The organism is Schleiferilactobacillus shenzhenensis LY-73 (genome assembly GCF_000469325.1).
Lineage (GTDB): Bacteria > Bacillota > Bacilli > Lactobacillales > Lactobacillaceae > Schleiferilactobacillus > Schleiferilactobacillus shenzhenensis.
This window is the reverse complement of the sequence record NZ_KI271585.1, coordinates 82714-96051: the sequence shown is the minus strand read 5'-3', so window position 1 is coordinate 96051 and position 13338 is coordinate 82714. Positions and strand designations below refer to the sequence as shown.

Here is a 13338-nt window from a genome sequence, read left to right as displayed (position 1 = left end):
GAGAATGATAACCATGGGACCAAAAACAATGACGGCCACTCAGATCGGGCATTATGGACAGCATGACGTGGACCGTGTGCTGCTGCCCATTCCTCAGCCTGCCCCGGGAGAAGTCCTAGTGAAGATTCAGGCGGCAAGTATCAACCCGATCGACCTGAAAACGCGGGATGGTAAGATGCGGCCCCTGCTGCATTACCGGCTGCCGTTGACGCTGGGCAGCGACCTGGCAGGAGACGTCGCGGCGGTGGGAGAAGGGGTGACTGACTTTCATGTGGGTGATCCCGTATACGGCCGAGTGATGAAGGACCATATTGGCACGTTCGCCGAATACATCACGATTGCCGCGGCGGCCTTGGCCCCGATGCCGCAGACCGTCACCTATGCGGCGGCAGCCGCGCTGCCGCTGGTCAGTCTCACGGCTTATCAAGCCCTGCACGATATTCTTCGGGTCGGTCCTGGGCAGAAAGTATTGATTCAAGCTGGGGCTGGCGGAATCGGCACAGTGGCGATTCAGCTGGCGAAGACGCTGGGCGCCTATGTTGCCACCACGACGAGCGCCGCGCATCGCCCGCTGGTCCAGCAGCTTGGCGCCGACCAGGTCATTGATTATCACCAGGACCGGTTTGACGTGGTGCTGCATGATTATGATGCCGTGCTCGATACCCTGGGCGGGGACAATCTTCGCCGCGGGTTCACGATCCTCAAACCAGGCGGCCGCATCGTTTCCGTTGCCGGACTGCCTAACCGGCGGTTCGCCCAAGCAACCGGCCGGCCCCTGTGGCAGCGAACCTTGTTCACACTGACCGGCTGGCCGCTGAGCCGGTTAGAGAGACAATACCACGTCCGCTATACCTTTCTATTCATGCAGCCCAGCGGCAGACAGCTGCAGACCATTGGGGAGCTTGTTGACAGCGGTCAATTACATCCGGTGATCGATAGGGTGGTCTCCTTCACGGATATTCAGCGCGCGTTAGATTACTCAGAAACGGGCCATGCACGGGGAAAAATCGTCGTTACGATGGCCTAGGAACAGCGTTTTGGTGATGAGGTAAAAGATTGTGAGCAAGCCGGCACCAACGATTGACCAAGCGCTTAAAGGCATCTAGAAATTAAGCAGTACCATTTTTGGCAATCACTTAACATCTCTGCCAAAATGTGGTACATTATAGATGGAGCGAGGGAGAAGGAGCTTGAGAGAGTGCCTTCACCGGCGTTCTGAAATCCAAAACAAAAGGAAGTTTTCTGTTATGGCTACTGATATGATGACTCGTCGCAACAATGCGTTGATGAACGATACGTTCTTCGACAACTTAGCGCGTCGGTTCTTCGCACCAGTCGATGACTGGGAAGAGCCTATCATCAGCTCAACAGCCGTGAACGGACTGCTGACTGATGTGAAGGAAACGAAGGACGCTTATATCACTCGGGTCGACATCCCTGGTGTTGATAAGAATGATATCAAGCTCAATTACCACGATAATGTCTTGAATATCAACGTCACGAAGAATGACATTGAAGACCACGCCGACAAGAACGGCAACGTCTTGATGTCTGAACGTTCGACTGGTACCCTGAGCCGCAGCTATCAACTGCCCAACGTTGACGTGAAGGGCATTAAGGCCGACTACGACAAGGGTGTCCTCACGGTCACTCTGCCGAAGCTGACTGACACAAAGGAGTCTGGTCACAACATTGAGATCCAGTAATCTGAGTCTCTGCGTTCCGTTGACCATGGTCGCCCGGTGGATCGCTGGGCGTGCCTGCGACTGACGGCTATGTGCTGTGACGGGCGGAACCCGCGGTAATCATGAATCATCCGAGGCCATCCGCCTGACGATTGCGTGTGCGACCGGCAACGGAATAGAAAAGGACAGTTCATGGAACATCAAAAAAATCGACATTGCTGAGACACTCTTCGGAGTGCCGCCGCAATGCCGATTTTTTATATGCTATTGCTTGGGGGTTACTTGTTTTGGCCCGCCAAGATGGCGTCGATCTGTTTCAGTTCAGCGTCAGAAAAGTCGAGATGATCTAAGGCTTTGACGTTGTCCACCACTTGCTGAGGCCGGCTGGCCCCGATCAAGACGCTGGCGATTTCCGGTTCCCGCAGGTTCCAGGCGAGGGCCATTTCGGCCAGGCTTTGCCCGCGGTCCGCGGCCACGTCGTTCAGCCGCTTGACCGTACTCAGCGTCTTCTCGACTTGGTCCTCGTGCAGGAACGGGATCGTACTCTTGGCTGCCCGGGAATCCTGCGGAATACCGTGGAGATAACGGTCCGTCAACAGCCCCTGAGCCAGGGAACTGTAGCTGACCGCGGCCTTATGCTCGGCGCGCAGCACGGGGAACAGGTCCGTTTCGATGCCCCGGTCGAACATGTTGTAGCGGGGCTGGTGGATGATGAAGGGCGTCTTCAAGTCCGTGAAGATTGCGGCAATGGCCTTGGTCTGAGCGCCGTTGTAGTTAGAAATCCCTACATAAAGCGCCTTGCCGGACCGCACCAGCTGGTCCAAGGCCAGCGCTGTTTCTTCTGCCGGGGTCTCCGGGTCGGCCCGGTGGCTGTAGAAGATGTCAAAGTAGTCCAATCCCGTCCGGCGCAGACTCTGGTCCGCACTGGCGATGATGCTCTTACGCGAGCCCCAGTTGCCGTAAGGCCCCGGCCACATCACGTAACCGGCCTTGCTGGCGATGACCATTTCGTCCCGGTACGGTTTCATGTCGCCGGCCATGATCCGGCCGAAGTTTTCTTCCGCACTGCCGGGGATCGGACCGTAATTATTGGCCAGGTCGAAATACGTAATGCCCAGATCGAAGGCCTGGTGGATGATCGCCTTCTGGGTCTCCAGCGGATCGACGCTGCCGAAGTTATTCCACAGCCCCAGGGCGATGGCCGAAACCTTCAGGCCGCTGGCGCCCACCCGGTTGTACACCATTTTGTCGTAACGCTTGTCGTTTGCTAAGTACACCATTGATTTTGCCTCCTGCCTATTGATATACTCAGCATACCGCTTCAAGCTGACTTGAAGTCAAGAGATTTTAGAAAGCAGGTGAGGGCCATGCTGACGTATACGATCGGGGAAGTGGCCACACGCTACCACATGCGGCCGTCCACGCTGCGGTATTACGAGGAACTGGGGTTATTGTACGACGTCCCCCGCCAGGGCGGCCGGCGAGTCTACACCGCGCAGCACCTGGCCCGGCTGAGTACGATCTGCTGTTATAAGAACGCCGGGATGTCCCTGGAGGAACTGCAGGAATTTTTCCGCTCCACGGAGAGTCACGCTGATCCAGCCAAGACATTGGCCATCCTCGATACCGTCGATGACCGGATTCAGAGCCAGATCGCCGAGCTGCAGGCGAATTATCAGCAGATCCAGCGCAAGAAGCATTTCTTCCTGGCGATTCAGGCGGCTCAGGCGGCGGGGGTACCGCAGCCGAATTGGGCAGACTATGCCCACCGCCATTATGCATGAGGAAAAAAGAAGACCAGTCCCGGACATTGCGGGGCTGGTCTTCTTTCTCACTGTAAAACGCTGGATGGAATCGGCGGCAGCGGTGCGGCTGGCGGGGTGGGCGGCAACGGCGGGACGATGCGGTCCACTGTCCACTGCATGCTGGCGCGGCGGCGGCCGGTGAGCAGCCAGAGGGTGAGGAGCACGTAGATGAGTTCCATGACCGAACTCCACAGATATTCGTTGATGGTGGGGGTCGTGGAGATCATCGAGGCGCTGGCCATCATGCCCAGGATGTCGATGGCGGCGTGGAAGAGCATCGGGACGATGAAGCTGCCGGTGTACAGGTAGAGCGCGGCCAGGAACCAGCCGGCGATGATGGCGAACTGGACTTGGCTGGCCGTCGCCCAGAAGGATTGGCCGGCGAAGACGTTCGTGCTGTGCCAGACACCGAACAGCAGACCGGTGAGCAGGACACTGGCGGGAATCTGCCAGCGGCTGCGGCGCAGGCCCGTCAAGAGCAGGGCCAGGACGATGTAGCGGAAGAGCCATTCCTCCGCCAGGCCCGGTTCCAGCCCCTGGGCGAACCAGTAGAAGCTCACCGTTTTAAGCCGGAACTGGAAGACGAACAGGCTCCGGAAGGAATCCAGGTTGCTGAAGGTGTTCCAGGCCAGGAACAGCAGGCAGCTGATGAGCAGGATGAGCAGGACCAGCCGCTCTGCTTGGGGATTCAGCCGCCAGCTGGGCAGGCGGTAGCCCCACTGGCGCATGGCGATGGCGCCGATGATAAGGAAGAGAAAGGCACCGTACAGCGTGGTATTGAAGAGGTTGCGGCCGATGGCGGGATAGACCGTCTTGCTCAGGCCCTCGGGGATCAGTGTCGGCCCGCCCAGGATCCACGCGAAGCTGTAGACGGCGGCGATGGCTTGGGACCAGCCGCCCTGCAGCGGGGCAAAGAGAATCATGGCGTAAGGCAGATGCATGACTAGTACCACGACCATGACCAGCACCATGGCGGCGGCGGCCAAGCCGGGCTGGGCGAGGTGCAGGCGCACCAGCAGCTGGTTGGCGGCGTAGCCGATGAGCAAGGGATAGGCGGTGATTTGGAGCAAAAAATTGAGGGCGTAAAAGAAGCGGGCGACGGGGTTGCGGGGGACCCGGACAGAGGCGGTGAGGGCCAAGAATCCCTCGATTACCGCTAATATGCTGAAGACCATGGTATCCGCCAGCTTGGGCGGAGCGCAATAGAAGACGAGCAGCACCCCCTGAATGACGAACCACCAGCGCCATATGACGGGTTTGATGGCTGGCTGGGTGACGGCAGATTTCATGACGGACGGCCTCCTTTCTCACGTGCTGACTTTCTTCCATTATCCCATACTGACGTCCGAGCGCCCATGGGCGTGCTCACGGGGTCAATTTCTCACGCGGAACGTCTGCGGCGCCCGGAAGTAGATGACGATGGTGCCGATGCCGACGTAAGCCAAGGCAATCAGGCCAATGGCGATGGCGTAGCCGTACCCGGCCAGATGGAACTGGGTGAAGGACCAGGCGACCCAGTACATTCCGCCGTAGACAATCTTATAGAGCGGTGAAACCACCGTCATATCGGCGGTGAAGGGCTGCAGCAGGTAATAGACGAATAGTTCGTGGAACGAGAAGAGCAGTACCAGGCCCAGCAATTCCAGGGCCAGCACCAGGTAGAACGTGGTCATCTGGGCGGCCGGCATGACCACCAGCAGTTCCAGGAAGATGACGAAGATCAGCAAGCCGATACCGGCATTGAGGAGAAAAGTGCGCCAGAAACGGTAGAAGAAGCCTGAGAGAATCGTCCGCCGCTGGCGGTAGAACGGGTAGTAGAGCATCGCCGCGTCGCAGTTGACGAACAGCATCTGGACGATGGGCCGGCCGAAGGAGGCCAGGTACATGACGAAGAACAGTGCGCCGTAGATGGGCGTCAGGTCGTTGGCTTGGCCCCGAATCTTCCCTGGAATCAGCATCATTGCCAGGAGAGCGGCCACCCCAATCAGCGCGATGATTCCCACTCGAATCAGCAGACTGCGCCGCAGCTGGCGGCGGTAGCGGGCAAAGAGCAGGGCATTCAGATAATGACTGCCGGAGAGCCGGCCCGCCCGCCGTGTTTCGGGCGCGTCCAGGGTCATTTTCTTCTGCATCGCCTGCCCGGTGCTCAGATACTGAGCGCTCTGCTTCTGGGCCTGGGTGACCTCATCGGCGGTCCCGAGGGTCTTCTGTTCCATCAGCGTCTTCGTCAGCAACCCGGGTTCCTGCTTGAACGTCAGCCAATAGAAGAAAGCCAATCCGGCCAAGACCCATACAACCACTGCGACGGCAGGACTGAAGAGGATCGTCAGCAGCAACAGCCAGCGGCCCGCCAACGCCAGACCCAGAGGCGCGGCCACCATGATCAGCCAGAACACAATAGCGGCCGGCCACGCCCGATGTTTATGCTGCCAAGCGAGGCGGGGCAGGACTTCCCGCCAGAGCTGGGGCAGGAGGAAAAGGCCCACGCCGTTGACCAGCAGCCATGGGTTGCTGGTCAGCGCGGCGTAATAAGCCAATGGCAGCAGTCCCTGGAAGAAGGAACGCGCGATCAAATTGCTCAGATTCGTGGCTTGGACCGTTTCTTGGCGGCTCAGGCTGAATTGATCGGCGACTTTGAGGGTCGGCACGTCCACGGATAGATCCGTCAAGACGAACCCGCGGATGAACGCGAAGGCCGTGAGCCAGGCGGTCGCGGCCAGCAGCGTACTGGTGGTCAGGCCGACGGTGGCAGGCTTGATCCCGGCGATGTGCAGGAAGTAATTGTCACTGGCGAGGAAACCCAGCAGGAACAGGCCGAATCCCAGCAACGCACGCCAAAACAGACGCCAGATGGCCATGATGACTGCCAGGAATTTCTTCACGCCTAATAAATGGTAGACTGTCGGCGGGATCGCCGCCCCCACCAGGGGCAGATGCCGTAAGAAGTAGAGAAACCCATTGGTACTGGTGGTAATCTTCACCCGGTAGAAGAACCAGGTCAGGGGCAGCGTGCGCTTGCTATTGTTGGTCATCGGCGGTCACCTCGTCGGTCAGCCGGGCGATGACCGCATCCTCGAAGGCCTGGGAATGAATGTCCAGCCCCGTCAGCTCCTCCAGCTGATGGTTGTGCAGCAGCACCACCGCATCACAGATGTCTTGGGCCAGCTGCATGATGTGGGTGGAGAAAACGACGACCGAGTCGGCCTTCATGTCCACGATCATCTGCTGCATCTCGTGGGCGGCGACAACGTCCACTGTGGTCAACGGCTCGTCCAGCAGCAGCACCGGCGGCTTCAGCATCAGCGAGACCACCATCTGCAGCTTGTTGCGCATCCCTTCGGAGAAGTCCCGCAGCAGCTTATTACTGTCGGCCTCGCTCAGTCCAGCCATATCCAGGAAGTCCTGGGCGTTCTGAGAAGTGTGGACCGCTGTGAGTCGGCGGCTGTTGATCTCAATGAAGAACTTAACGAATTCCGCGCCGGTCATGAAGACGGGCAGGTGCGGTTGAGTGTAGACCATGCTGACGGTGATGTCCTCGTAGTCCGCCTGCGGCCCTCGGCCATCGTCCGCATCAATGAGAATTTGCCCGCCGTCAGTGGGAATATTCCGGGCGATCATGTTGAACAGCGTCGATTTCCCCGAACCATTGCGCCCCAGCAGCCCGTACACCTTGCCCTGGTCGAAGGTGTAGTTGGCGTCCTGGAAGATGATCTGCTTGTCGAAGGACTTATCAAGCTGGTCGATTTGGAGTTGTTTCACTGGTATAGACCCCTTTCGCGTGGTGTCATCAATTGGTAACAGGGTAGCATACTTGCCGGTACTCATGGTAGAAAAGTCGGCTGAAAACCGGCGATGTGACAAGATTGTCACTTGGGCGGCCGGCAAGCGAGGACCGCCGCCGTCCTGATATAATGAAGGAAGAAGTCGGGAAGGGGACGAGCGCACGTGCGGAAGTGGCCAACGCTATTGATCATCATGATGGGGATTGCTGGGTTGATGACCGGCTGCCAGAAGCCGGCGGAGAATGCGGATGCCCACAAGATCAAGTATGCTTTGAGCAAGGATGAGAAAGCAGAACGGGCCTCGGCGACGAGCAGTACATCGGAGAATAGCGATGCTGCCGCGAGCAGTGACGGCGAAGACACGACGTCCACATCATCGTCTAGCAGTGCGTCGTCATCAAGTCAAAAGGCTGAGGCTGCTGTGTGGACGGCAGCTAAAGCCCAGGCCCTGCATGATTTCGTCATGACCTGGGAGAAGTCGATGGGCCAGCAATATCAGGAATATGGACCAACGAATGACTTAAAATTCTATGGGATGCCCATTTACGCTGACGCTATTCAGAAGAACAAAATCGCCGTGAATGACCAGCCGGTCACTGTCGCCTGGTCCAAAGACGGGACGGGAGCGGCGCAATACAAGATTGTTGCCATGTATTCCGACGCTGCCACAGCCCGTTATGCGGCCCAACATCTCTATCTTTTTGCCTTGGATGCGACCGGCCAGCCAGTGGTGCTCATCACCATGCAGAATCAAGGGATGCCAGACGGCCGGCTGCACTTCAAGCCGACAGCGAATAGTGCACTGGCGGCAGGCTTTGCCCGGGTCATTGCGGATTAACCAGTTGGATGTCAAGAATTTGGAGGGATGATCATGCCGCTTCATTTTCAGTTGCCGACGGAGAACCAGACCCAGTTGGCAGTCGCTGTGTTTCCGGCACCGAACGCCCGGGGAATCGTCCAGATCATTCATGGTGCCCTGGAGCACAAGGAACGCTATTACGAATTTGCGGATTACCTGAGCGAGCACGGCTACATCGCCGTATTGTCCGATAACCGCGGCCACGGCCGGTCCATTTCCCCGGCCGACCCCCGCGGCGTCATGCGCAGCCTGCCTCAGATCATCGCTGATCAGGTGCGGGTGACTCGTTTTGCCAAGGCTCGTTACCCGGACCTGCCCGTGAGCTTGTTTGGCCATTCCTTTGGGTCGATTTTAGCCCGATTATATTTGCAGGCCCACGATGATGAGATTGTCTCGGTGGCCCTGACCGGGACAGCCAATTACAACCCCATCGTGCCGGTTGGTCTCTTTCTGGGTAAAGCCTTTCTCCGCTTCCACGACGAGACGGCCAAGTCCCCGCTGCTGTCGAAGATTTCCGGTCTGACCCCCAGCGATCACTCGTGGCTCAGTTACAATCAAGAGAATATCCGCCGCGCCAGTGAGGATGCCCTGATGATGGCGGAATACCCAGTCCGCAGCTTAGAGACCCTTTGGCAGGCCGATTATCAGCTGCACCAGATTGATCGGTTCCAGTTCAAGAACCCCAACCTCGCCATTCTGAGCGTGGTCGGTGTCGACGACAAGTTCAGCGGCGGGGAGAAAGGGCTGGCGGATACGGTGGCGACGCTGCGAAAGATTGGATACCGGAATGTGACCAGCGAGCAGGTGCCGGGGATGAAGCATGAGGTGCTGCGAGAGACTGGGCGTGAGCGGGTGTTTGCGCGGTTGGTGGCGTTTTTTGACACGTATCAATAGGGTCGTTGAAAAGACCCATGGGGAGATAAAGAAATGGTCAAACTGAATGAGTGGGATCAGGTCGAAGCGTTGTTGGTCCGGGCATTGACGGCGAATGCAGGGAACGTATTTTGGTACGACCCGGAGGGAGAGTTTGCTGAAAAAGTTGCCCGGTGGCAAGAGACGACTGACTTTTCGGTGTTCATTTCTGCTGCTGCGGTATTATTTAAAACGAAGGTGGCTGTTAACTCGTTTGAACAGGCGCGCGATTCAGCACTGATTTACTGCCCTTATCCGAAACCGTTACCCACGGAGAACTTCGTGACGGATTGCTTGTATTATTCCCTGGAGTTGGTGACCAGTGAGGCAGCGCCGTTATTTCGGGTGGCGGGTCATCGGTTGCGGGAGGCAGACGTGGTGCCATTGCAACTGATGGGGAACAAGCAGGTAATTGATGGTCCACGGGTGCATTTGGATTTCTTGGTGGATGCGGCGCACGGCGCTGTGCGGGCTGACCACCAAGTGTATTTCGTGGATGGAAATAACAATTTGATTTCGGACAAAATTACCGTTCTGAGTAATTTGGCCAGTACGGTGGTGCACGTCACTGCCAAGATTGATGATTGGGATTTTGAGAGTGGGGAGATTTGTTATTTGGTGGTGGAGGATTTGTTGACGGGGATGGCGGTAATGGTGCCGTTTGAGGTGGAGGCGGGGGATGTGGATGTATTTGATGGACAGTTTTGGTAAAATTAAATTATAGGGATGATGCAATTATATTAGCAATTGCTATTGAATCCCTCCAGAAGCTATTGGATCCTTCCGCAATCGGCTAAAATAGGACGACCTTTCAACTGCTATTTTAGTTTGCCGTGCTATTGGATCCTTCCGCAATCGGCTAAAATGGGACTGCTCGGGGGGACACAACAACGACCACCATGCTATTGGATCCTTCCGCAATCGGCTAAAATGGGACCGCGAAGAAGAGCTGATGCACAAGCAGGGCGCTATTGGATCCTTCCGCAATCGGCTAAAATGGGACATATGGCTTCACATCATTATCTAGGCCTGAGCTATTGGATCCTTCCGCAATCGGCTAAAATGGGACTGCGGTTAGTGCGCATTGGCATCACCGTCCGCTATTGGATCCTTCCGCAATCGGCTAAAATGGGACTCATCAAGCCCGGCATGGGCTATTTGGACGGCTATTGGATCCTTCCGCAATCGGCTAAAATGGGACTACGCCAAGGGCAGGAGCAAAGACCGGTTGGCTATTGGATCCTTCCGCAATCGGCTAAAATGGGACCTGTACGAAGGGGACCCCCGGCCCCACGTCGCTATTGGATCCTTCCGCAATCGGCTAAAATGGGACTGATCAATGGTCATCCAGTCAATCTTGCCGGCTATTGGATCCTTCCGCAATCGGCTAAAATGGGACGTCTTTCCGGAAGTTCCGCAGCGGGCTCAGGCTATTGGATCCTTCCGCAATCGGCTAAAATGGGACCATAAAAAGGTGTTTACACGGTCGGGCGCCGCTATTGGATCCTTCCGCAATCGGCTAAAATGGGACGGGGACTATATATCCCTTTTCTTCTAACCAGCTATTGGATCCTTCCGCAATCGGCTAAAATGGGACCTTAGTCATGATAATTTCCGCCTTTCGTGGCTATTGGATCCTTCCGCAATCGGCTAAAATGGGACAAGATTCGGCTGCTGCTGTTGATCCAGAAAGCTATTGGATCCTTCCGCAATCGGCTAAAATGGGACGCTGACGGGCGCTCACCTAGAGCAAGGCGAGCTATTGGATCCTTCCGCAATCGGCTAAAATGGGACCCCTTCCACACATAACACAATACCCCCTATGCTATTGGATCCTTCCGCAATCGGCTAAAATGGGACAGCCATGCCGATGAGCTGACCACAGCAGCCGCTATTGGATCCTTCCGCAATCGGCTAAAATGGGACCCGCCAGACACGCTCTAACGAGCTGATACAGATATTGGATCCTTCCGCAATCGGCTAAAATGGGACGTGATGGTAAGGTTCACTCAGAGTTGCACGGCTATTGGATCCTTCCGCAATCGGCTAAAATGGGACTTCTTTCCCGCTGGAAAGAAACCTGATCCGGCTATTGGATCCTTCCGCAATCGGCTAAAATGGGACAAGATCAACACGGGCATGGCAAAGCTTCAGGCTATTGGATCCTTCCGCAATCGGCTAAAATGGGACCTTTGCGGCCATCATGAAAGACGTGCCCAAGCTATTGGATCCTTCCGCAATCGGCTAAAATGGGACGTTTTATTTTAGCAGTGGTATAGGTGTTTTGCTATTGGATCCTTCCGCAATCGGCTAAAATGGGACTTCCTCAGCGGTGTACAGTTCACCTTGCTCGCTATTGGATCCTTCCGCAATCGGCTAAAATGGGACATCAGTGTCGGTAATGTTTTTCCCGTGCCCGCTATTGGATCCTTCCGCAATCGGCTAAAATGGGACCTGGCGTCGAGTTTACTTTGGATAAGGTGGGCTATTGGATCCTTCCGCAATCGGCTAAAATGGGACTCTTTGCGCACCCTCCCGAACTCGCGGGCTGCTATTGGATCCTTCCGCAATCGGCTAAAATGGGACATCGGTTACAATGGGACGAACTTCGGTGTAGCTATTGGATCCTTCCGCAATCGGCTAAAATGGGACGTCCTCTTGCAAGTCCAGCACGTCAACGCGGCTATTGGATCCTTCCGCAATCGGCTAAAATGGGACGTCGTTAACGTCTGCTGGTGCACGGCTGCCGCTATTGGATCCTTCCGCAATCGGCTAAAATGGGACACGGGCGTTGTCATCAGCACCGGCGCGGGTGCTATTGGATCCTTCCGCAATCGGCTAAAATGGGACTTTGGCGAAAAAAGTGGGCGTACCGGCCAAGCTATTGGATCCTTCCGCAATCGGCTAAAATGGGACTGCTTCTTCATCCACTAGATGAGGAGGGGAGCTATTGGATCCTTCCGCAATCGGCTAAAATGGGACAAATGCAGTCCATCACCACACACAACCTTGGCTATTGGATCCTTCCGCAATCGGCTAAAATGGGACGGCATTTCGCACGACTACGCTAAGGCTCTTGCTATTGGATCCTTCCGCAATCGGCTAAAATGGGACATAAAGAAATGGCGAAGTTCCGGTGGCTGGGCTATTGGATCCTTCCGCAATCGGCTAAAATGGGACTATTGGGGGTCAAGAAATGACCGACATGAAGCTATTGGATCCTTCCGCAATCGGCTAAAATGGGACCGACTACTTGGTCAACGTTAAGGCCAACCGGCTATTGGATCCTTCCGCAATCGGCTAAAATGGGACGCAGGTTACGTCAATGCGAGAACAGCCAGTGCTATTGGATCCTTCCGCAATCGGCTAAAATGGGACAAGTAAATAGCTGATGATCGTACCCCCCCGCTATTGGATCCTTCCGCAATCGGCTAAAATGGGACTTCTCGCTTCCTGTCGTCCCTTCCTTGACCGCTATTGGATCCTTCCGCAATCGGCTAAAATGGGACTACCACAGCCACGCCTTGGCCGCCCTGCAAGCTATTGGATCCTTCCGCAATCGGCTAAAATGGGACGGCAAGCCTCTGTCTCTGAGACCAAGTGGAGCTATTGGATCCTTCCGCAATCGGCTAAAATGGGACCTATTCATTTTAATTTACCCCCCGAGTTGTGCTATTGGATCCTTCCGCAATCGGCTAAAATGGGACATTTGCTTGTCTTAACACGTGGAATAACTTGCTATTGGATCCTTCCGCAATCGGCTAAAATGGGACTATTTCAGTTGCCGCTACCCGGCGGCGACGGCTATTGGATCCTTCCGCAATCGGCTAAAATGGGACAGAAAGTAGCCGATTATTTTGATGTCTCGAGCTATTGGATCCTTCCGCAATCGGCTAAAATGGGACAGATCATTCCTGAACAATCAGGTGACCCAGGCTATTGGATCCTTCCGCAATCGGCTAAAATGGGACTTCATGGCCTGGATAGCGCCACGATAGATAGCTATTGGATCCTTCCGCAATCGGCTAAAATGGGACTTCGCGAGTCCGGGCCTGATTGTACTGGCGGCTATTGGATCCTTCCGCAATCGGCTAAAATGGGACTCTCCGGCGTACAGTTTGGCAATGCCCGTCGCTATTGGATCCTTCCGCAATCGGCTAAAATGGGACGTCAGCGTATTAAAATAGGCGCCCATGGCAGCTATTGGATCCTTCCGCAATCGGCTAAAATGGGACATTCAAACTTCTTGCCAAATTTTGACGGATGCTATTGGATCCTTCCGCAATCGGCTAAAA

10 protein-coding genes and 1 CRISPR repeat array (1 of these 11 only partly in view) are annotated in these 13338 nt (G+C 55.8%); of the genes, 6 read left to right on the top strand and 4 right to left on the bottom strand.

Annotation, left to right across the window (positions count from 1 at the left end):
- The first annotated feature begins 28 nt into the window (after positions 1–28).
- Both L248_RS05155 and L248_RS05150 read left to right on the top strand, forming a co-directional pair.
- Complete coding sequence (locus L248_RS05155; RefSeq protein ID WP_196811997.1) at positions 29–1027, top strand: NADP-dependent oxidoreductase; 999 nt, start codon at positions 29–31, stop codon at positions 1025–1027.
- 220 nt (positions 1028–1247) lie between these two features.
- The gene (locus L248_RS05150; RefSeq protein WP_022529052.1) at positions 1248–1706 is read left to right on the top strand and encodes an Hsp20/alpha crystallin family protein; all 459 of its coding nucleotides are present in this window, start codon (positions 1248–1250) and stop codon (positions 1704–1706) included.
- A 257-nt stretch (positions 1707–1963) separates the two neighbouring features.
- On the opposite strand, the gene L248_RS05145 is transcribed toward L248_RS05150, so the two are convergent.
- A complete protein-coding gene (locus L248_RS05145; protein WP_022529051.1) occupies positions 1964–2965 on the bottom strand; it encodes an aldo/keto reductase in 1002 nt (333 codons plus the stop codon).
- 87 nt (positions 2966–3052) lie between these two features.
- On the opposite strand from L248_RS05145, the gene L248_RS05140 reads away from it, so the two are divergent.
- Positions 3053–3469: a MerR family transcriptional regulator gene (locus L248_RS05140; protein WP_022529050.1), complete on the top strand. Its 417-nt coding sequence runs from the start codon at positions 3053–3055 to the stop codon at positions 3467–3469.
- Between the two features lie 47 nt (positions 3470–3516).
- Here the strand turns inward: L248_RS05140 and L248_RS15085 are convergent, their stop codons facing one another.
- The 3 genes from L248_RS15085 to L248_RS05125 form a co-directional block, all read right to left on the bottom strand.
- The gene (locus L248_RS15085; RefSeq protein ID WP_022529049.1) at positions 3517–4779 is read right to left on the bottom strand and encodes a CPBP family intramembrane glutamic endopeptidase; all 1263 of its coding nucleotides are present in this window, start codon (positions 4777–4779) and stop codon (positions 3517–3519) included.
- Positions 4780–4863: 84 nt separating this feature from the next.
- Positions 4864–6522 carry a hypothetical protein gene (locus tag L248_RS05130; protein ID WP_022529048.1) on the bottom strand — a complete coding sequence of 553 codons (1659 nt, stop codon included), beginning with the start codon at positions 6520–6522 and terminating at the stop codon, positions 4864–4866.
- A complete protein-coding gene (locus L248_RS05125) occupies positions 6509–7249 on the bottom strand; it encodes an ABC transporter ATP-binding protein (protein WP_040535002.1) in 741 nt (246 codons plus the stop codon). Before L248_RS05125 ends, L248_RS05130 begins: the two co-directional genes overlap by 14 nt.
- A 186-nt stretch (positions 7250–7435) precedes the next feature.
- Here L248_RS05125 and L248_RS05120 point away from each other — a divergent pair, with 186 nt between their 5' ends.
- From L248_RS05120 to L248_RS05110, 3 genes are read left to right on the top strand one after another with little or no spacing between them, the layout of a single operon-like run.
- On the top strand, positions 7436–8110 hold the full coding sequence (locus L248_RS05120; protein WP_022529046.1) for a DUF4767 domain-containing protein: 675 nt from the start codon (positions 7436–7438) through the stop codon (positions 8108–8110).
- Positions 8111–8143: 33 nt separating this feature from the next.
- Positions 8144–9025, top strand: coding sequence for an alpha/beta hydrolase (locus L248_RS05115; protein WP_040535056.1), 882 nt, complete (start codon positions 8144–8146; stop codon positions 9023–9025).
- Positions 9026–9058: 33 nt separating this feature from the next.
- Positions 9059–9754: a hypothetical protein gene (locus L248_RS05110; protein WP_022529044.1), complete on the top strand. Its 696-nt coding sequence runs from the start codon at positions 9059–9061 to the stop codon at positions 9752–9754.
- A 58-nt stretch (positions 9755–9812) separates the two neighbouring features.
- A CRISPR array of direct repeats spans positions 9813–13338; the repeat unit is 36 nt; unit sequence GCTATTGGATCCTTCCGCAATCGGCTAAAATGGGAC (it continues 6 nt past the right edge of the window).